Source organism: Micromonospora sp. NBC_01796 (genome assembly GCF_035917455.1).
Classification (GTDB): Bacteria; Actinomycetota; Actinomycetes; order Mycobacteriales; family Micromonosporaceae; genus Micromonospora_G.
In genome coordinates, this window is record NZ_CP109078.1 from 4,069,370 (window position 1) to 4,087,666 (window position 18,297).

Below are 18,297 nucleotides of genomic sequence, written 5' to 3' on the forward strand. Positions count from 1 at the left end.
GACTGCTGCGCAGACTCCGCGCGCTCCAGCAGCACACTGGTAAACACCCGGGCACCGTCCGGGGGGAAAGGCAACACGATGACCGATTTCGCCACACGTACCTGGGACGGCATGACCATCCCGGTTGCCGGCACCTATCTACTCGATCAGGCGCACAAGCGGATCGGTTTCCTGGCCCGACACATGATGGTGAGCCCCGTACGCGGTGAGTTCAGCGAGGCGACCGCGCAGATTTTCGTGGGCGACGACCCGTTGACCTCCTCCGTGACGGCGACCATCCGGGCGGCGAGCATCACCACCGGTAGCGTCGACCGGGACACGCACCTGAGCAGTGCCGATTTTCTCGACGTGGAGCGCTACCCCACGCTCGAATACCGGAGTACGGGCATCAGGTGGCAGGGCAACGAGGACCCGATTTTCCAATGGGCCCGATTGAGAAACCACCGGCTGGGCCAGCGGGGCAGAACCCAGAACGTGCCGCAGCAGTCCGCGAACACTCCCGGACGGTTCGGCCTCACCGGCGAGTTGACGGTCAAGGGAATAACTCGTGCGGTCGATCTCCAGGTGGAGTTCGGCGGTGCCCGTCGTGATCCGTACGGGCAGGACATCTTCGGATTCAGCGCGACCGCGGAAATCAACCGCGAAGACTACGGCCTGCTGTGGAATGTGGCACTCGAAAGTGGTGGAGTTCTGGTCGGCAAGACCGTACGGATCGAAATCGCCGGCGAGGCCATCCGCCAATCCTGAGCCGCCCGACCCGGCCGCCGCACCGACCCGTGCTACTCGAACACCGCCTGGCCGGTGTCGATCCACACGTTGCTCCGCTCCCAGGTCAGCCCGGGGTGGTCGACTCGTGCGATGACGCCGAAGACGCAGTCGCGGCCGAAGCTGTTCCGACGGAACACGATGTTCTCCACGTCCAGTTCGGGAGGCATGCCGATGGTGTAGTTTCCGCCGTTGCAGTAGTTGTCCTCGAAGAGCAGGTCGCTCACCGGCCCACTCGTGGAACTGAGGGACAGGCAGGCGTTCATCGCATCGTCGCTGCTGTCCCGGTAGGCGTCCAGGCGGTTGTGTCGTACGAGGATCCCCGACCCTCCGGTGGTCGCCAGGGTGTCGTTGTGGGAGCCCGGTAGTTTGGCCAGGTCATGGATCCAGGAGTCGACCACGATGGTCTGTGATCCGAGTCTGGGCCCGTCCACCACGTCGTGGACGTCGACCCGACGGAGGGTGTAGTTGTCGCCGTAGGTGGTGCCTCCACCCTGTCCCTGGCCGTCGATCTCGACGTCCTCGACCAGGAGGTTCGTGGCCCCGTCGAAGGTTCGGATCGCCGGCCGTCCCGTGCAGTTGATCCTCGATCGCCGGATCACGACATCGTTCGCGTGGACGTTCACCGGCCCGGTGATATCGAGGTTCGACACGATCTGACCGTCCACGGTCAGATCCAGCGGACCCGAGGGCGTGAGTGCGGTGCCGGCGGGGACACCGGTGGTGTCGGGGCCCGGCCAGTAGGTCAACGAGTTCGGTAGTACGGACATGACTTCTCCTAAGAGGCCGATGAACGCATGGGCCGGCACGTCGTTACGTGCCGGCCGATGGCACCGTCGTGCTGATCGATGTACCTCGGCTGCTGGCGATCGACCGTGGAGACCGCCATCGCGAAGCGCGCCCGGCGAGCCGGGGCTGTTCCGTGGGTCGGTCGTATGGGACCAGGAGCCGTGCCTTAACTAAACGGTACCTCCCGCCGGACGTTTGTCCAGGTCAGGGGCATGCCACATCGGTCAATGGCCCTTACGGTCACCGCTCGCAGTCGGGCAGTGGACACAACCCGCGACCCGACGGCGACCCGATTGGTGATCAGTTGTAGGCGTCGGTGTTCTGTACCTTGCCGAACCGAGGGAAGATCCTCTCGACCGTGAAGTTGTGCTCGTCGGCGTCGAGGGCGGACATCGCGTCGGCGACGAATTCCACCTCGTATCCGTGGTCGCTGGCCGCCCGCGCGGTGGACTCCACCCCCATCGTCGTGACCAGTCCGGCGAACACCAACGTGTCGACGCCACGGCCCCGCAACTGCGCGTCCAGGTCGGTGTTGTGGAACGCGCCGACGGTGCGCTTGACCACCACGATGTCGCCGTCCTGTACCAGCCCGTCGACCAGGTCGCTGCCCGGCGGCTGCTCGGCCACGTTCGGCCGCTCGACCCGTACCAGCGCCACCGGAAGTCCGTTGGCCCGGAACACGTCGGCCAGCCGACGGCACCGGGCCAGCACCTCCTCACCCGTGTGCGGCGCCACGGGCAGCGCGACGATTCGTGGCATCAGGTCGATCAGCACCAACGCGGACGTCATGGAGTAGATCTTTCCACCTGCCGCCGTTCGTCCGGCGTCACCGTGGGACGGCGGCGCGGAGGAGTCGGAGTTGACCGATCTCGGCGGCGTTTTTCATGAGTTCGGCGTTGAGCCAGGCGAGCATGTGGGCGAGGGTGTGCTCGGGGTCGTGCTGCCAGGGAAACGGTGCGGTGTGATCGAGGTCGGCCTCGGTGAGCCCGTCGAGTACGGCCAGCCACTCCGTACGCAGCTCGCGCAACCACGTCACCGTCGGCTCGCCCGCGCCGGGCCAGTGAATCGCGGCGCGGTCGGGTGGGGTGTCGCCCCGGGCGTGTCCGATGGCCGTGGTCCACCACCAGCCGATGTGCCAGGTGAGCCAGCCGATCGTCGGGACCGGGATCGGGTCCGGCACGGAGTCCGCCCAGTCCGGCACCCAGCCGCCGTCGATCGTCGGCCGGACCGTCCAGCAGTGTGCGGCGGGCTCCCAGAGGAAGTCCGCCGGCTCCAACCGTTCCAGGTGGTATTCGAACAGCGACCAGGTCAGGTCGAACTGCCAACGTAGAAGATCACCACGGGTTACCGGCACCCGGCGATCGTTGCACCAACGTGAGCGCCGGTCGAACGGGTTCCGCTCGCACGTAATGTCGTACCAGGGGGAGAGCCTGGTCGCCGGAAGTGGGGATCGGATGACAGTGGGGTTCCGGGTGAAGTGGGATGACGTGCTCGACTACTGCCTGGCCAAGCCGGGCGCGTGGCGGGACGAGCCGTGGGAGACCGACGTGGTGGCGAAGGTCGGCTCCAAGATCTTCGCGTTTCTCGGCGGGGAGTCGGGGTCGACCGTCGGGGTGAAGTGCGGCCCCAACCGGGAGGTGGCCGACGAGTGGCTGCTGCGCTACCCGCACGACGCGACCGTCATGCCGTACATCGGGCGGTACGGATGGAACAGCCTGCGGATCGGCGGTCTGATCCCCGGTGACGAGCTGTTCGAGGCGATCGACGCCTCCTACGACGTGGTGGTCGCGAAGCTCCCTCGCATCGAACGCCCGACCACCGTCTGACCCCCTCCGGGCAGTGGTCGCAATCACTCTGACCTGCGGATTTGTGAAAAGATCACAAAGATTCGGCGCGGCGGTGATGAGCGCCGGCAGCGGTACGGCGGCGGCACCGATCCCTGACCGGTTCCGAAGATCTTCTTAACGACCCGACGATTCACTCCCTGGCAGGTAACACACGTCAGGAGAGGTCAGCGCAATGTTCGAATACCAGGGTCGGACGGGGTACGAGCCGATCGGCGACGTGGATCGCAAGGAGTTCCACGAGAACGGGTTCCTGCTGCTGCGTCAGGTGCTCACCGAGGAACATCGGGCGGCTCTGGAGCGGGCGGTCGACCGGATCTACGACCGGGCTGCAGGCGCCGGCAACACCGGTGGCAACGGCACCCTGCACCTGCTCGGCTTCCTGGAGCGGGACGAACTCTTCGGTGACCTGCTCACCCACCCGATCACGTTCCCGTACATCTGGGGTCTGCTCGGTTGGAACATCTACACCCATCACAATCACCTGGACGTGACCCCGCCGGAGCCCATGGCCGAGGCGGAGCGACCGTACTGGGGCTGGCATCAGGACGGGTACCGGCAGAACTCCGACCCGCAGACGCTGGACGTGGGCCAGCCCCGACCGATGTTCTCGCTCAAGGTCGCGTACGTGCTCTCCGACCTGTCCGTGACCGGGCGCGGGGCGACCAAGGTCATTCCGGGCAGCCACATCAGGAACTCGCTGGCCCGCCCGGACGACCTCTCAGGGCACCACCCGGATCCGGAGGGGACCGTGGAGATCACCGCGAACCCCGGTGACGCGTTTGTCTTCGACCGCCGGCTCTGGCACTCCCGGTCGATCAACCGCTCGGAGATTACCCGCAAGATGCTCTTTGTCGGTTACACGTACCGGTGGATCCGACCGCTGGACGACCTGCGCCTCGACCAGGACGGCCCGTGGTGGGCGGCCCGTACGCCGGTGCAGCGGCAGTTGCTGGGGGAGAGCCCGCACACCGCCAACAACTGGGGTGTCAACTGGGACGGGTACGTGGACGACGAGATCCCGCTGCGCCGCGAACTCAAGCGGCGTCGGCGGCTCGACCGCGACATCCCCTGGCTCCGCTGAGCCGGTGGGGTGCCGCTTTGCGGCGCCATGACCGAGCCGGGCGACTACCGGGGCTTGGCGGACTCCCAGACCCGGCTGCTCTCCCGGCGTTCGTGCTCGGCGAGCTGGGCCCGGAGCCAGACCCGGTCGTCGCCGGTGATCGCCACCTGCCCCTCGCCGAGATCGGCGCACATGGCCAGATCCGGATACGCGATCACCAGGTCACCGAGGAAGGCCAGGCAGAGATCGTCGGCGTCGTAGCCTCGCCCGTCCAGCACGTCGTAGGCGCCCTCGTCCAGGCTGACCCGGGCCACCGGCCGTACCCCGTCCAGGACCGCCCTGGTGGTCAACGCCCACGAGTCCGGGCCGACGGGGAAGGGGAATCCCGGTTCCAACTCGCCGACCAGCCGCCACGCCCCGGCCGGGTGCGCGGAGACGGGCAGCCAGGCGAACGCCTGCCGGTTGCGGCTGCTCGCCGTGGCCCGGTCGTCCCACGGCCACCGTCCGTCCCGGTCCGGCCAGACCAACTGCTGTACGGGCACCGCGACGCCGCCGTAGAAGCGGTGTGCGGTGCCGAACAGCGCGTCCCGCCACGAGTCGTCGACCGGCCGCAACTGGGTGGCGAAGCCCTCCAGCACACCTTCGAAGGGTTCTCCCGGCTCCGGCCAGCCCCGCTCCCGCCCCAGCGCCACGCAGGCGTTGAGCCAGTGCTGCATGCCCTCGCCGTCGAGGCCGAACATCACGATCTCGGGCCGTCGGAACGTGTGCCACAGCCCGACCGTGTACGCGAACTCGACCGCGCCACCGCCGATCCGCAGCGCCGACCAACCGTGCTTGCGGATCGTGTCGAGGATCCGGCCGTCCCCGGCCGCGGGATCGTCGGCGCAGATCAGGCAGGGGCACGGGGATTCGAGCACCGGCCGACTCTACCGATGCCCGGCAGGTCGCCGCCCCGCGACCACTTGTCAGGTGCCGGCCGGTGGGTTGAGCGACTGGAACCGGCGGAGCAGTTCCTGCGCGGGCTTGCTGTCCGGGTCGAAGGTGAACATCTCGGTGTCCGCCACTGCCGGGGAGAGCAGCAGCCCGTTATGGCACTGGAAGCAGAACGCCGCCTCGGCGAGCACGGTCCGCCCCCGGCGCAGGCGGATCCCGTACACAGGGATGAAACACCGCATCTGATCCGACTCGGGCAGTGCCGCCACGAGGCCGAGCACCTCGTTGACCCGCTCGTCGTCCCAGGTGCCGATGATGTCGCCGGGAACCTCGTCCCACCCGCCCCAGTGCGCGTCGCGGTCGAGGCGGACCGCGATCACGTCGATCTCGCGTACGTTCTGTGCGCTTTCGATCACTGGCATGAACGCATCCTGCCCGATCGGGTCGGCAAAGGGCTACGTCGGGTTTCGGCGCGGGTGGGGACGACCGGGTCCGAGCTCTCCTGTGCCCCGGCTCTGACCGTACGTACCTGTCGCGGGTGGCGGGCGAGCCGGATACTACGACGAGTTTCATACGGCACCGGAGCACCGCCGAGCAGCCGTTACCGCGGGGTACGCAATGATGCCTGTGTTGTTGCGCGCTCCCAACTGGAGGTCACCGGTGTCCCCTCGTTCCCCCCGGGTGAACGTACAGATGCGTCATCGGTCCCAGGAGCGGATCATCGGCGCGGCGTTGGAGGTCTTCGCCGCGCACGGGTACGAGGGCGCGACGATCTCGCAGATCACCGAGCGTGCGGCGGTGTCCCGAGGGTTGATCTCCTACTATTTCGCCTCGAAACGCGACCTGCTGGAGGCGGTGCTCGGCCGCTGGCTGGACGCCACCCTCGGGATACTGGACGACCAGGGTCCCGAGGTGTCGCCCGACGAGCTGCTCGCCACGGTGATCGACCGGGCGGTGTACGGCGCTCGGGGCAGCCTCGACACCCAGCGGCTGATGCTCTGCCTGATGCTCCAGCCCGGCACCCGAGAGGTCTTCGCCCGGGTGGAGCGGTCGCGGGAGGTCGCCGTACGGGCGTTCGAGGACCGGCTGTGGGCGATCTTCGCGGCTCGCGGGGCGGCCGACCCGGCGGTCGAGGAGGTGCTGTTGCGCAGCCTGCTCGAAGGTGCGATCTACAAGCTCGCCGTATACGAGGACACCTATCCGCTGGCCGAGGTCCGGAGCCGGCTGTACGCGATCTACCAGCTCGGGGAGCCCGGCCCGCTACCGTTGCCGCCCAACAGTTTCCGGGGTGCGGAGCGGTTGCGCGTACCTGCCTGAGCAGTGGACTTGCCAACGGGTTGTTGACTAGCTGATGATCAGGCTCGTAGGGTCGAGTCGACAATGGACTGGACGGACGTACAGTCAAAGTCGATGAACCCCAGTGTCCCCTCGCGCCTCCGCCATGGCCGGGGGGACACTGGTTCGTCCCGACGCGGGGGATGGGGCGGGTCCCGGCACCGGGCGTCTACGCTTGTCGGTCATGCCAGAGGGACACACCATCCACCGGCTCGCGGCGCGCCACCGGGCGCTCTTCGCGGGCGACAAGGTGCTGGTCGACAGCCCTCAGGGGCGGTTCGCCGAGGGCGCCGCCCTGCTCTCCGGCACGGTCCTGGACGAGACCGAGGCGTACGGCAAGCACCTGCTGCACCACTACGCAAGCGGGGTCAGCCTGCACGTGCACCTCGGGCTCTACGGCAAGTTCGCCGACGGCGACGGTGAGCCGCCGGCTCCGGTGGGGCAGGTCCGGCTACGGCTGAGCACCGACCGGCACTGGCTGGAACTTCGTGGTCCGACCGCCTGCGAACTGCTCACCCCGCCCGAGGTCGACGCGCTGCGACACCGGCTCGGCGCCGACCCGCTGCGGGCCGACGCCGACCCGGATCCGGCGTACGCACGGATCGCCCGGAGCCCGACGCCACTCGCCGCGCTGCTGCTGGACCAGACGATCGTGGCCGGCACCGGGCTGATCTTCGTGACCGAGGCGCTCTTCCGGGCCGGGACACATCCGCGTACGCCGGGCCGGCAGTTGACCCGTACGGGCTGGGCGGCGCTCTGGATCGACCTCGGCCGGCTGATGCGTACGGCGGTGGGCACCGGCCGGATCGACACCGTGCACGACCGGCACCTGCCGGAGGCGATGGGCCGCCCGCCCCGGGTCGACCGGCACGGTGGCGAGGTGTACGTCTACCGCCGCGCCGGCCAGCCCTGCCACGTCTGCGGTACGCCCGTCCACCAGGCCGAACTGGTCGGCCGCAACCTGTACTGGTGCCCCACCTGCCAGCCCGGCTAGCCGTTCGGCTGTCTGATCACGCCGGATTTTGTATGTTCGGAGTGATACCAAGACAGCCAGGGTGCCAGCGCCTCCTCTTCCGGTCCGGCGTGCCTAGGAGGCGTACGCCGTGACGTCGAGCCCGCTACCCCGGATCCTCCGCAAGGGTGACGAGCCCAAGTACCCGACGTTCCTGGAACTCTTCTTCGACCTGGTCTACATCTTCATCTTCTCCCGGATCGCGGGAGCCCTGGCCGCCGATCCCACCCCGACCACCGGGGCGCAGATGGCGGTGGTGCTGCTCGCCGTGTGGTGGGTCTGGGTGCTGACCGCGTGGCTGACCGACCTGTTCAACCCGCAGCTGCCGATCATCCAGGCCACCGTCCTGCTGGTCATGTTCGGCACCCTGGTCATGGCGGTCACCACACCACGGGCGTTCGGCGAGCAGGGATGGATCTTCGTCGTCGGCTACTTCGGCATCCATATCGTGCGGGACGCGGTGCTGATCCCCGGCACCCGGGTGAACCGGGCGATCCAGGCCCGGAGTATCCGGGTCTTCTTCTGGTTCGGCGTCACCGGCCCGCTCTGGGTGGCCGGTGTGCTGGTCGACGGCTCGGCCCGGCTGGTGCTGTGGGCCGTCGCGGTGGCGCTGGACCTCGGCTCGGCCCGGATCGGCTGGCCCACGCCGAGACTCGGGCGGACGGAACTCGCCAGCCAGATCTTCACCGGCACCCACCTCGCCGAGCGGCACCGGGAGATCTGCATCATCGCGCTCGGCGAACTGATCCTGACCATCGGGATACAGCTCTCGGCCAGCGATTACGAGGCAGGCCGCGTGGTGGCCTGCGCGGTGGCGTTCGCCAGCGCGGTGCTGCTGTTCCAGATGTACTTCCACCGGGTGCGGCAGTTGTTGGCGCCGCACAACGTCGCCCTGGTGGAGCGGGTCCGGTCCGGCACCTCCACCTCGTACACCCACCTGGTCATGGTGGCGGGGGTCGTGGTCATGTCGGCCGGCAACATCCTCGTCATCGGACGCCCGTTCGGCGAAGCCCCCACGAACTGGATCGTCATGATCCTGGGCGGACCCGCGCTGTTCCTGCTCGGCGGCTGCCTCTTCGACTTTGTGGTGACCGGCGGGATCCTCTGGTCCCGTGCGATCGCGATAGTCGTACTCGGCGCCATCGGGCCGGCGATGCCGCTCCTGTCGCCGCTCGCCATCACCATCGTGGCCAACCTGGTCCTGCTGCTGACCCTGCTCGTCGAGACGGCGGCCCGGCGGATCAGCCCAGTACCGGCGGCGTCGGGGAGCGCGGGTGGGCCCGGTTCATGACGAGGTTCGCCACCGCGATCAGGCACAGGATGACCATGACCAGGAGGGCCGTCTCGATCATCGAAAGCAACTGGACCACGGGGGCCGCCGCGCCGAGCAGGACCAGGCCGACCGGCCGGGACCGGGACACCCGGCGGAACACGATGTAGTCGAGCATTCCGCGGCCGATCAGGAACAGGGCCGACCCGCCGAGGATGGACGCCGCCCAGGGCGCCGGGGTCTCCTCGAAGGGGTGCTCGATGACGAACTGCCCCGCGGCGGCCGTACCGACGATCCCGGCCACCATGATCAGGTGAGCGACCGCGGTGAACTGGCTCAGCCGGGACGGGTCGTCCGACCGGGCGACGGCGACGGTCATCATCTCACCGGCGCGGTAGATGTAGATCCGCCACATCAGCACCGTGATCACGAAGACGACCACGAGCGACCATGCCTGGTCGATGCGTTGCGTCCTCGGCTCGCTGAAGGAGGAGCCGGCCACGAAGATCGATGTTCCGAGCGCGATGATGACGAACCTCCGGTAGCGCTCGGCCAGCCGCTCCCCGGCCAGCCGCCGTCTCCGTGGCGGGTGGGGACCGCGTAACGGGAGGCCGGGCCAGCCGAGCACGACACCGGTGTACTCGATTCCGACCGCCACCGCCCAGAGCACGCCTCGGGCCGTACCGGTGAGCAGACCGCCGACGATCCAGCCGATCCCGGCGACACCCTCCCAGAGGAGGACCCAGCGACGGGAATCCATCAGCTCCGGGCCGGGCCCGCCCGTGCTCAGGTTGTAGAGGATCGACCCGATGTGGATCAGCACGTAGGTGATCGCGAACAACAGACCACGGCTGCCGTACGCGTCGGGCACCGTGGCCGCCAGCAGCAGGCTGCCGGCCATCGCCCAGATTACCTGCGGCTGGGCCATCGGCCGGCTCAGGTCGGCCGTGCTGCCCGTCCACGCGGTCAGCACCCAGATCAGTGCGAACGCCAGCAGCAGCACCAGGACCTGACCGGCCACCGCCCAGGTCATCCGGTTCACCAGCTTGTCGGCGAGCGAGAGCAGCGCGAAGACGTAGACCAGGTCGAAGAAGAGTTCCAGGAACGCCGGCCGTTCCGCTTCCTGCGCGGACGTCTCCGCCTCGGTGCTGCCATCCGTCGCCATCGACCACCCCCGCCCGTCCGGTCCGCCGCCGTCCCAGCAACCCGACCATAAGGGGAGAAGAGTGTCGGTGTGGGGCGAACCGGTCCGGGCTGGGGGATCGGCTAGTCGCTCAGACGGCGGATGTCTCCGTACGCCCGGTAGAAGCCGCCCCGGCCGGACTCCCGGACCTCCGGGACCAGATAGCGGGCCCGCGGCTCCCGGATGCCCTTCGGGAACTGCACCAGCCAGTCCCGCCGGAAACCCGGCGAGAGTACGTGGATACGCAGCCGCCCGCCCTCCTCGACGCACTCCACCAGGACCCCGTCGCCCGCGTCGTGGGTCACCTCGACCGTGGTCGACACCGGCACGGCCGGCATCCGGGGCGGCGCCTTCACGTCCACCACGGTCGGCACGGTGCCCTGCTCGGCCGCCCGGATCGCCGCCTCGCTCGCGTCGACGCAGGCCAGCGTCCCGCTGGTGGTGACCAGGTAGAGCCGCTGCTCGTGGTACTGCATCGAGTAGGCCGACCCGCACCCGGTGCCGAGCTTCCACAGCCGGTTGCCGGCGGCGTCGAAGCAGTAGATCGACGAGTGGCTGTCCCCGGCGAAGACGAACTCGCCGTCGGCCGAGGTGGCGCAGGAGTAGACCGGGGCGTCGCAGCGGTAGGTCCGCTCGAACTGGCCGGTCTTGCTCAACCGGGCCACCTGGTTGGTGGCGGTGCCCGCGTAGAGGCTGTCCGGCTCCTGCCAGCCGAACAGCACCGCCCCGGTGGACTGGTGCCACACCTCGCGACCGGTACGCCAGTCGTAGCTGGTCACCCCGCGGGAGTGCCCGTGATGTACGGCGTCCGCGTCGCAGCGGACCATCCAACCGGACGACCCGTTGCCCTGCCGCCGCCAGAGGAACTCGTCCTCGTGGTCGATGCTGGCGATCCCGCCGCCGGAATCGGAGACACCGAGCACCCCGTCGTGGATGTCCAACCAGTAGATGTCGATGTCGTCGGCGATGCGGTACGCCAGTCGGGGCACCTTGCCGGAGATGTCGTACACGTTGCCGTCGTCGCAGCCGGCGTACCGCCAGTCGTCGTCGGCGACGATGCACTTCACCCCGTCCGGCAGCCGGTACTGCTGCATCACCTCGGCGTCGTGGTTCAACGCGGTGATCACCCCGTGCTCGTTGCCGACCAGGCAGCCGTACCGGTCGACGAAGATGCCGAACGCCGGTGCGCCGGAGTCGTAACGCCACAGCACCGGGGCCCGCCGGGCGGTGGACCGGACACTGGCGATCTGGCGGCGCGAGACGCCGCGCTTCTGCCGCTGCCCAGCCACGGCCGGGGCGTAACCCTTGCGTACCTTCTCGCCGACCTTGCGGGACGCCTCCTGGCGGGCCCGTTCCTCACTGGCGAAACTGCTCCGCTTGACCTGCCCGGTGTCGCCGATCCGGCCGTACCGGATCGTCAGGTCCGGTCCGTCGACGGTCACCTCGTAGAACTTGTGCGAGGCGCCGTCGGTCTCGGACAGCTCGAGATACGTCGTCTCCTGCGGCATCGGCCGTTACCTCCGGGGTGGCGTGACTGGCGCCGGCGGGGGCACCGGGCGCATCGACCGACCACACCGTAGAGACGGGGACCGACAAAGTCAGCGCAGGGGGTGCAGCTTGTCGACCGCCTTGCGGGCCGCGACCAGGACGGGGTCCCAGACCGGGGAGTACGGCGGTGCGTAACCGAGGTCGAGCATCGACATCTCGTCCACCGTCATCTTGTTCCACAGCGCCACGGCCAGGGTGTCGATCCGCTTCGCCGAACCGGACCGGCCGACGATCTGCGCGCCGAGCAGCCGTCCGGTGCCCCGCTCCGCGGTCAGCTTGACCGTCATCGGGGCGGCGTCGGGAAAGTACCCGGCGGTGTTGGTCGACTCCACGGTGACCGTGATGAACTCGAACCCGGCAATCCGGGCCTCCGGCTCCAGCAGGCCGGTCCGGGCCACCTCCAGGTCGCACACCCTGGTTACGGCGGTGCCGACCACGCCGAGGAAGGTGGCGTACCCGCCGCCGATGTTGATGCCGGCCACCCGGCCCTGCTTGTTGGCGTGGGTGCCCAGCGGGACGTACACCGGTTGGCCGGTCGTCTTGTGCAGCGTCTCGACACAGTCGCCGGCCGCCCAGACCCCGGGTACGCCGATGACCCGCATCCGCAGGTCGGTACGGATCCCGCCGGTCGGGCCGATCGGCAGCCCGGCCTCGGCGGCGAGCCGGACGTTCGGCCGTACGCCGGTGCCGAGCACGACCACGTCCGCCGGGATCGTGGTGTCGTCGGTCCGTACGCCGGTGACCCGGCCCTGTTCGGTGGTGAGCCCGGTGATGTCCACCCCGGTACGGACGTCGATGCCGAGCCCGACCAGGGCGTCGCGGACCAGCCGGCCCATGTCCGGGTCGACGGTCGACATCGGCTGCTCGCCCCGCTCGACCAGGATCACCGAGAGCCCGCGTTCGATCATCGCCTCGGCCATCTCGACGCCGATGTAGCCGCCGCCGATCACCACGGCCCGCTTCGGTTTCGGGTCACCGTCCAGCCATTGGCGCAGGGCCTTGCCGTCGTCCAGGGTCTGCACCCCGAACACCCCGCCCGCTTCGGTACGCGCCCAGTGGGGAACGGTCGGCACCGCCCCGGCCGCGTACACCAGGTCGTCGAAGCCCTCCCGGACCTCGCGCCCGCCGTTCTCCAGGTCCCGCGCGACCACCTCGCGGCGCTCCAGGTCGATCTCGGTGACCTCGTGCCGGATCCGGACGTCGATCTGGTGGTCCCTGCGGTGCGTCTCCGGATCGCGGGTGATCAACTCCTCGTACTCGACCAGCCCGCTGATCCAGTACGGGATGCCGCAGGCCGAGTACGACGTGAAGTGTCCCCGCTCGAACGCGATGATCTCCAGGTCGTCCCGGTCCCGCCGACGCCGTGCCTGGGATGCGGCGGACATCCCTGCCGCATCCCCACCGATCACGATCAGCCGATCAGCCATGGCTTATTGTCACCGCTCGAAGGCGTCGCCGCGGGTCTGCCGCGCAAGGTCGGCGACAACGTCGGAGAGTTCACCCCGGCGCGCGTACGCCGCCCGCTGCCGGGTTGCGCCGGTGCCCTCCTTGCGCAGCCGGTCCAGCAGGTCGGAGATCTCCGACAGGTCACCGTGCCGCTCCAGCTCCGGGGTCACCTTCTCGACCAGCCTGTCCAGGAGTTGCCAGGCCGGCAGGGTGCCGCCGCGTACCGGGTCGACGGCGAGGCCGTCCAGTCCGTCGTGCGCCGCCCGCCAGTGCGCGGCGGTGAGCAGGTGGTGATCGATCCGGATCGGTTCCCGGCCCTGCTCGATGTCGGTCAGCGCGGTGCCGACCAGCGACCGGACCAGCCCCGCCACCAGGATGGTGTCGTCCAGACTCGGGCACACGTCACCGATCCGGATCTCCACCGTCGGATAGTGGGCGGAGAGGCGGGCGTACCAGTAGACCATTCCCTCGTCGAGGAGCATGCCGGTCGCCACGAGCTGGTCGACCAGCCACTGGTAGTGCGCGTACGACTCCAGCCAGGGGGTGGGCGCGACCGAGGGCCAGCGCTCCCAGAGCACCGAACGCCAGCTCGCGTACCCGGTGTCCTGGCCGTTGTGGAACGGCGAGTTGGTGGTCACGGCGTGCAGGATCGGCAGCCACGGCCGCAGGTGGTTGAGGACCTGCACCCCGGTCTCGGGGTCGGGGATGCCGACGTGCACGTGCATCCCGTTGTTGCCGGGGCCGTCGACCAGCGGACCGAACTGCTCCACCATCCGGTGGAACCGGGGGTTGTCGAACACCGGTGGTATCGGTCCGTCGACCAGCCCGGCGCCGACCGCGACCAGGCGTACGCCGGCAGCGTCGGCCGCCCCGGCGAGCCCTGCGCGGAGCAGCCCGAGCGAGTGCCGCAGAGCGCCCAGTTCCAGTCCAGGCGGGCTGCCGATCTCGATCTGGCTGGTCTGGAACTCGTGCTGCACCTGCCCCCGCAGGTCGTCCGGCACGTGCTCGAACACCCGGTCCACCGCGGGTACGCCCTGCCCGGTCTCCGGGTCCACGAGCAGGAACTCCTCCTCGACCCCGACCGTACGCAGTCCGGCCACCCCGGCCGGCGCCGGTTGTCCGGCCGTCTCCGGGACGGCACCGCCCCGGGCTGCCGCGCCCTCCCGGTCCGCCGTGCCCTCCCCGTCCGTCGTGCCCTGGCTGGCCGTGCCTTGGGAAACTGTCGTGCCCTGGCTGGCCGTGCCTTGGGAAACTGTCGTGCCCTGGCTGGCCGTGCCCTCGGGAACCGTTGCGCCCTGGGCCATCGCCACGCTGCCGGCCATCGCCACCACCCGCCGTCCATCGGTTGCCGTCGCGCCGAGATCGGCGCCTACCGACCTCGTTACCCAGCGCAGTCGCTCCGGAAAACGCCGAATCGGCGTGGCGCCACGCACTCCGGACCCGACCAGCGAGTCTCCGGGCACGATCGGGGTGTGGACCGACCACCCGTAGGCATGAAGGGTTCAATTCGGGCGTAAGTAGCTGGCCCGGAGCGGATAGTCGATCAGGACGTACATCAAAGATGATGTGAATACCCGTCTGGGTATGTAGAGAAAAATTGCGTTGCCACTTTCAGTGGCACTACGCACCGTAGGGAAGTGGCTGCATGGCGAGGGCGGCCGGGGGCGCAGGACCGGGGTGCATGGGCCGGGCGCAGGACCGGCGGCGCAGGACCGGCGGCGCGGGACCGGCGGCGCAGGACCGGGGGCGCACCGGCGCTCGGTCGGCTAGCGGAAGACCCCGATCTCCCGGGGCTTGAGGCCGGGGAAGATGGTCTTCGGGTCGGCCACGCCCATCCGGGTCTTGAGCAGCTCGGTCAGCACGTCGCGGTAGTCGTTGGCGCCGGCCAGGTCGCCCTGGTCCAGGGCCGAGGCGGCGAGCCCCGGCCATCGGCCGTGCACCTTGCCGCCGTTCATCCCGCCACCGAGCATCAGCATCAGCCCGCCGTGCCCGTGGTCGGTGCCGGAGCTGCCGTTCGCCTCGACCCGGCGGCCGAACTCGCTCATGGTGACCACCGAGACGTCGTCCAGCGCCGGGCCCAGGTCGGTCGCGAAGGCGCCGAGCGCCCCGGCCAGCTCGTTCAACCGGTTGCGCATGTCGCCGCCGTCGGGCCCGCCGATGTTGGTGTGCATGTCCCAGCCGCCGATGTCGACCGCTGCCACCCGCAGCCCCACCTTCGCCTTGATCAGCCGGGCCACGTCGCGTAGCTGGTCGGCGAAGCCACCGCCCGGCCACTGCGCCGTCGACCTGTAGTCCTTGCTGGCGATCTTGCGGGCAGCCGCGATCGACGCCAGGGTCTCGGTCGCCTGGGTCGCCAGCGGGTGGTCGTCCAAGCCGGTGTAGAGCGCCTTCAGCGCGGTCAGCGTGCTCGCCCGTACGCCGCTGAAGCCCTGCAGGTCGAACTCGCGGATGCCCTGGAGCACCAGCTTGTTCTCGCCGCCGACCAGCGAGCGGGGCAGCGCCGCGCCCTCGGCGATGGCCCGGAACGTGGTGCCCGGACCGAGTGCGGTCAGGACCCGGTCCAGCCAGCCGGTGTGTACGCCGGTCGAGGCGGCGCCGCGTTCCAGGCAGTCCTGCGCCTGGAAGTGGCTGCGGCTGGCGTCGGGCGAGGCGACCGCGTGGACGGCGGCCATCTTGCCCGACTTCCAGAACGGTTCCAGTGGCGCGAGGGCCGGGTGCAGGCCGAACCGGTCGTCCCCGGCGATCAGGGCGCCGGGCTGCACCGCGATGTTGCGGCGGGCGTTGAGGTAGTTCCGGTCACCGCGCGGCACCACCACGGAGAGGCCGTCCATGCCGCCGCGCAGGAAGACCACCACCAGGGTGCGGTTGGTGGTGGCCGGCGCACCGAACGCGACCCGGGTGGTGGCGATCTGGCCGGCGAGACTGGCCACGCCGACCGCACCGGCACCGGCCATCACCCGGCGCCGGGTGAAGCCGTGCCGCCAGCGGTCGCGCTGCCCGGTCAGCTCCTCGGTGACCGCCTCGGCGTGCACCCGGATCGCCGCCTCGGGCAGGTTCGGCCCGTGCCGGCGCAGCTCCTCGGCCGTACGCGGACGCGGCGCGACGTCGTCGCGCGTACCGGGAGAGTTGTCCTGCGTCATGGTCTCTCCTCAGCGCAGCGCGTGGTAGATCGAGTCGAGGAACAGCGGGGCCAGGTGTTCGATCTTGCCGCCGAGGGTGGCGTTCTTGACCGCCGTACCCTCCTTCGAGCCGAGGAAGGTCAGCATCGCCTGCTTGTCCTTGGCGGTGAGCGGCTGCTGCAGCAACCGGGCGGCGAGGGCGTCCAGGTACTGGCCGGTGGTGGGCGGCCGTTTGCCCACCAGCCCCTCCGGCTTCGGGTACGACAACCCCTTCTGCGCGCCCTGCACCAGGGCCCGGTGGCTGTTCCAGATGGCCAGGGTGGCGTGCGCCGAGCGCCAGGCCGCCGCCACGTCGGGGTAGCCGTTCGGCGGCACCCAGCCCAGCGGCGGCTGCCCGAACCGCTGGGTGAGCCGGTAGAGCCCCTCGATCCCGGCCCGGGTGTCCGCGCCGGGTGCCACGCCGAGCGAGCGGGCGGTGGCGACGAAGTTCTCCAGCGGACGGCGGGCCTTGAGCCCGGTGGAGATCCAGAACTCCTGCGAGCGGAACAGCACCCGCAGCACCGGGGCGATCGCCGTCCCGTTGGCCAGGTACGCCTCGGCCAGCCGCTGCACCAGGTGATGCGGCGGGGTGTCGGCGACGAACCGGACCGCCAGTTTGCGGGCGATGTTCTTCGCCGTCGCCTCGTGGGTGGCCAGGTATTGCAGGTAGCGGTCGCCGAGTGCGAGTCCCTTGGGGCGGGACGGGTTCTTGTCGGTGAAGCCGAGGACCTTGACCGGGTCGATCCAGTGCCGGTCGTTCTCGTACCGGAACTCGCCCTCGTTCGTCACGGTCCGGCCCGTCATGATGTACGCGCTGTTGCGTACGTCGGATTCGGTGTAGCCGCCGTCGATCCCGACCGTGTGCAGCTCCAGCAGCTCCCGGCCGTAGTTCTCGTTGACCGACCTGCGGTGCGACTCGTTGTTGTTCAGGTAACGAAGCATCGCCGGGTTGCGGGCGCTGGCGGCGAGCATGTCGGAGAACTTGCCGAGGGCGTGCTTGCGGATCACCTGACTGTCGAACGAGGTCCGTACGTCCCAGCCGCCGTCGAACGGGTTCGTCACGTTCAGGTGGTTGGACCAGAAGTCGACCATCACCTCGAAGAGCTGGCGGCTGCTCCAGAACTGGCGGGCCAGGGTGGCGTGCCCCAGCTCGTACTGGGCGGCCCAGTCGAACTCCTTGACCGCACGCCTGATCTGCGCGGTCGACATGCCGACGGTGGGGAACGAGGCGAGCACCTGGTCGCCGATCGGGTCCTCGACCCTGCCCGGTTCGAGCTGCCGGTCGATCCAGGCGTCGATGCCGACGGCCCGGATCGCGTCCGCCTCGGTCCGGGTCGGTCCGAAGGTGGCCCGGCGCAGCAGGTGCAGGACCGGGTCGCGGCTGAGCGGGTTGGGGAAGACCGGGGTCGCTTTCAGGGCCGCCTCGGCGGCCTTGGCCGGGGTCTCGGCCAGCCCGGTTGCGCCGAAGTTGATCGACTCCCCGAGCGACTGGCTGTAGCTGGCGTCGCGGTCGGCGAAGGATCCCGCGTCCCGGGGCGACCGGGTCGAGGTGGCCTGGTCGCTCACGGCCGCGGCGATCCCACCACCCCCACCGAGTACGGCGGCAGCCGAGCCGACCGCGCCGGTGGCGACCGCGGCGGCGCCGAGCCCGATGACCACCTGGCGGCGGTTGCGCAGCAGGTTGAACAGGGCCGGTTCGCCGGCTCGGGCGGCCCGGGCCATCGTGCCGAGCACCGGGGCCAGGCGGTTGGTCGCGCCCCGGCGTTCGCCGGTGCCGGTGTCCCGCCGCGCCGGTGCCCGGTGCCGGGACTCCCCGTTGGGGGCTCCCACTCCGGCCGCCCGGCCGTCGCGCTCCGCCGGGCCCGACTGTTCCCGCTCGGCCATTCTGGGCGCACCTCTTCGTCGATCCGGGGGTTGGGTCGGGCGTCCGGCAGCCAGCGCCCCAGGCGCA

At 69.8% G+C, this 18,297-nt stretch carries 17 protein-coding genes; 6 read left to right on the forward strand and 11 right to left on the reverse strand.

Annotation, left to right across the window (positions count from 1 at the left end):
* Positions 1-78: 78 nt before the first annotated feature.
* Positions 79-747 carry a YceI family protein gene (locus tag OIE47_RS18760; RefSeq protein WP_326562773.1) on the forward strand — a complete coding sequence of 223 codons (669 nt, stop codon included), beginning with the start codon at positions 79-81 and terminating at the stop codon, positions 745-747.
* Positions 748-779: 32 nt separating this feature from the next.
* Here OIE47_RS18760 and OIE47_RS18765 read toward each other — a convergent pair whose 3' ends face one another.
* The 3 genes from OIE47_RS18765 to OIE47_RS18775 all read right to left on the reverse strand — a co-directional run bounded on the left by OIE47_RS18765 (position 780) and on the right by OIE47_RS18775 (position 2,908).
* Positions 780-1,535 (reverse strand): hypothetical protein, encoded by a 756-nt coding sequence (locus OIE47_RS18765; protein WP_326562774.1) that lies wholly within the window; start codon positions 1,533-1,535, stop codon positions 780-782.
* A 319-nt stretch (positions 1,536-1,854) separates the two neighbouring features.
* Positions 1,855-2,343, reverse strand: coding sequence for an isochorismatase family protein (locus OIE47_RS18770; protein WP_326562775.1), 489 nt, complete (start codon positions 2,341-2,343; stop codon positions 1,855-1,857).
* 37 nt (positions 2,344-2,380) lie between these two features.
* The gene (locus OIE47_RS18775; protein WP_326562776.1) at positions 2,381-2,908 is read right to left on the reverse strand and encodes a DinB family protein; all 528 of its coding nucleotides are present in this window, start codon (positions 2,906-2,908) and stop codon (positions 2,381-2,383) included.
* Positions 2,909-3,008: 100 nt separating this feature from the next.
* Here OIE47_RS18775 and OIE47_RS18780 point away from each other — a divergent pair, with 100 nt between their 5' ends.
* Both OIE47_RS18780 and OIE47_RS18785 read left to right on the forward strand, forming a co-directional pair.
* Entirely contained in the window at positions 3,009-3,380 is a 372-nt protein-coding gene (locus OIE47_RS18780; protein WP_326562777.1) for an MmcQ/YjbR family DNA-binding protein, read from the forward strand.
* 193 nt (positions 3,381-3,573) lie between these two features.
* Complete coding sequence (locus OIE47_RS18785; RefSeq protein ID WP_326562778.1) at positions 3,574-4,482, forward strand: phytanoyl-CoA dioxygenase family protein; 909 nt, start codon at positions 3,574-3,576, stop codon at positions 4,480-4,482.
* Between the two features lie 44 nt (positions 4,483-4,526).
* Here the strand turns inward: OIE47_RS18785 and OIE47_RS18790 are convergent, their stop codons facing one another.
* Complete coding sequence (locus OIE47_RS18790; RefSeq protein WP_326562779.1) at positions 4,527-5,378, reverse strand: DUF4262 domain-containing protein; 852 nt, start codon at positions 5,376-5,378, stop codon at positions 4,527-4,529.
* Between the two features lie 48 nt (positions 5,379-5,426).
* Positions 5,427-5,816 (reverse strand): hypothetical protein, encoded by a 390-nt coding sequence (locus OIE47_RS18795; protein ID WP_326562780.1) that lies wholly within the window; start codon positions 5,814-5,816, stop codon positions 5,427-5,429.
* 271 nt (positions 5,817-6,087) lie between these two features.
* Between OIE47_RS18795 and OIE47_RS18800 the strand changes: the two genes are divergently transcribed.
* The 3 genes from OIE47_RS18800 (at position 6,088) to OIE47_RS18810 (ending at position 9,032) form a co-directional block, all read left to right on the forward strand.
* Positions 6,088-6,711 carry a TetR/AcrR family transcriptional regulator gene (locus OIE47_RS18800; RefSeq protein WP_326562781.1) on the forward strand — a complete coding sequence of 208 codons (624 nt, stop codon included), beginning with the start codon at positions 6,088-6,090 and terminating at the stop codon, positions 6,709-6,711.
* A 202-nt stretch (positions 6,712-6,913) separates the two neighbouring features.
* On the forward strand, positions 6,914-7,723 hold the full coding sequence (locus tag OIE47_RS18805) for an Fpg/Nei family DNA glycosylase (RefSeq protein ID WP_326562782.1): 810 nt from the start codon (positions 6,914-6,916) through the stop codon (positions 7,721-7,723).
* A gap of 109 nt (positions 7,724-7,832) precedes the next feature.
* A complete protein-coding gene (locus tag OIE47_RS18810; RefSeq protein WP_326562783.1) occupies positions 7,833-9,032 on the forward strand; it encodes a low temperature requirement protein A in 1,200 nt (399 codons plus the stop codon).
* Here OIE47_RS18810 and OIE47_RS18815 read toward each other — a convergent pair.
* The 6 genes from OIE47_RS18815 to OIE47_RS18840 all read right to left on the reverse strand — a co-directional run bounded on the left by OIE47_RS18815 (position 8,983) and on the right by OIE47_RS18840 (position 18,230).
* Positions 8,983-10,176: a low temperature requirement protein A gene (locus OIE47_RS18815; RefSeq protein WP_326562784.1), complete on the reverse strand. Its 1,194-nt coding sequence runs from the start codon at positions 10,174-10,176 to the stop codon at positions 8,983-8,985. The two genes, OIE47_RS18810 and OIE47_RS18815, sit on opposite strands and share 50 nt — an antisense overlap.
* Before the next feature lie 101 nt (positions 10,177-10,277).
* Positions 10,278-11,702: a WGR domain-containing protein gene (locus OIE47_RS18820; protein WP_326562785.1), complete on the reverse strand. Its 1,425-nt coding sequence runs from the start codon at positions 11,700-11,702 to the stop codon at positions 10,278-10,280.
* A gap of 90 nt (positions 11,703-11,792) precedes the next feature.
* Positions 11,793-13,169: an FAD-dependent oxidoreductase gene (locus tag OIE47_RS18825; RefSeq protein WP_326562786.1), complete on the reverse strand. Its 1,377-nt coding sequence runs from the start codon at positions 13,167-13,169 to the stop codon at positions 11,793-11,795.
* 9 nt (positions 13,170-13,178) lie between these two features.
* Positions 13,179-14,510 carry a carboxylate-amine ligase gene (locus OIE47_RS18830; RefSeq protein ID WP_326562787.1) on the reverse strand — a complete coding sequence of 444 codons (1,332 nt, stop codon included), beginning with the start codon at positions 14,508-14,510 and terminating at the stop codon, positions 13,179-13,181.
* A 444-nt stretch (positions 14,511-14,954) separates the two neighbouring features.
* Positions 14,955-16,328 carry a DUF1501 domain-containing protein gene (locus tag OIE47_RS18835; RefSeq protein ID WP_326562788.1) on the reverse strand — a complete coding sequence of 458 codons (1,374 nt, stop codon included), beginning with the start codon at positions 16,326-16,328 and terminating at the stop codon, positions 14,955-14,957.
* Positions 16,329-16,337: 9 nt separating this feature from the next.
* Complete coding sequence (locus tag OIE47_RS18840; RefSeq protein ID WP_326562789.1) at positions 16,338-18,230, reverse strand: DUF1800 domain-containing protein; 1,893 nt, start codon at positions 18,228-18,230, stop codon at positions 16,338-16,340.
* Positions 18,231-18,297: the final 67 nt, after the last annotated feature.

Bases quoted from the DNA above. Each gene is read 5' to 3' on its own strand.
- OIE47_RS18840 (WP_326562789.1), bottom strand. From the start codon at position 18,230: ATGGCCGAGCGGGAACAGTCGGGCCCGGCGGAGCGCGACGGCCGGGCG.
- OIE47_RS18815 (WP_326562784.1), bottom strand. From the start codon at position 10,176: ATGGCGACGGATGGCAGCACCGAGGCGGAGACGTCCGCGCAGGAAGCG.
- OIE47_RS18765 (WP_326562774.1), bottom strand. From the start codon at position 1,535: ATGTCCGTACTACCGAACTCGTTGACCTACTGGCCGGGCCCCGACACC.
- OIE47_RS18805 (WP_326562782.1), top strand. From the start codon at position 6,914: ATGCCAGAGGGACACACCATCCACCGGCTCGCGGCGCGCCACCGGGCG.
- OIE47_RS18825 (WP_326562786.1), bottom strand. From the start codon at position 13,169: ATGGCTGATCGGCTGATCGTGATCGGTGGGGATGCGGCAGGGATGTCC.
- OIE47_RS18780 (WP_326562777.1), top strand. From the start codon at position 3,009: ATGACAGTGGGGTTCCGGGTGAAGTGGGATGACGTGCTCGACTACTGC.
- OIE47_RS18770 (WP_326562775.1), bottom strand. From the start codon at position 2,343: ATGACGTCCGCGTTGGTGCTGATCGACCTGATGCCACGAATCGTCGCG.
- OIE47_RS18800 (WP_326562781.1), top strand. From the start codon at position 6,088: ATGCGTCATCGGTCCCAGGAGCGGATCATCGGCGCGGCGTTGGAGGTC.
- OIE47_RS18760 (WP_326562773.1), top strand. From the start codon at position 79: ATGACCGATTTCGCCACACGTACCTGGGACGGCATGACCATCCCGGTT.
- OIE47_RS18820 (WP_326562785.1), bottom strand. From the start codon at position 11,702: ATGCCGCAGGAGACGACGTATCTCGAGCTGTCCGAGACCGACGGCGCC.
- OIE47_RS18795 (WP_326562780.1), bottom strand. From the start codon at position 5,816: ATGCCAGTGATCGAAAGCGCACAGAACGTACGCGAGATCGACGTGATC.
- OIE47_RS18835 (WP_326562788.1), bottom strand. From the start codon at position 16,328: ATGACGCAGGACAACTCTCCCGGTACGCGCGACGACGTCGCGCCGCGT.
- OIE47_RS18830 (WP_326562787.1), bottom strand. From the start codon at position 14,510: ATGGCCGGCAGCGTGGCGATGGCCCAGGGCGCAACGGTTCCCGAGGGC.
- OIE47_RS18785 (WP_326562778.1), top strand. From the start codon at position 3,574: ATGTTCGAATACCAGGGTCGGACGGGGTACGAGCCGATCGGCGACGTG.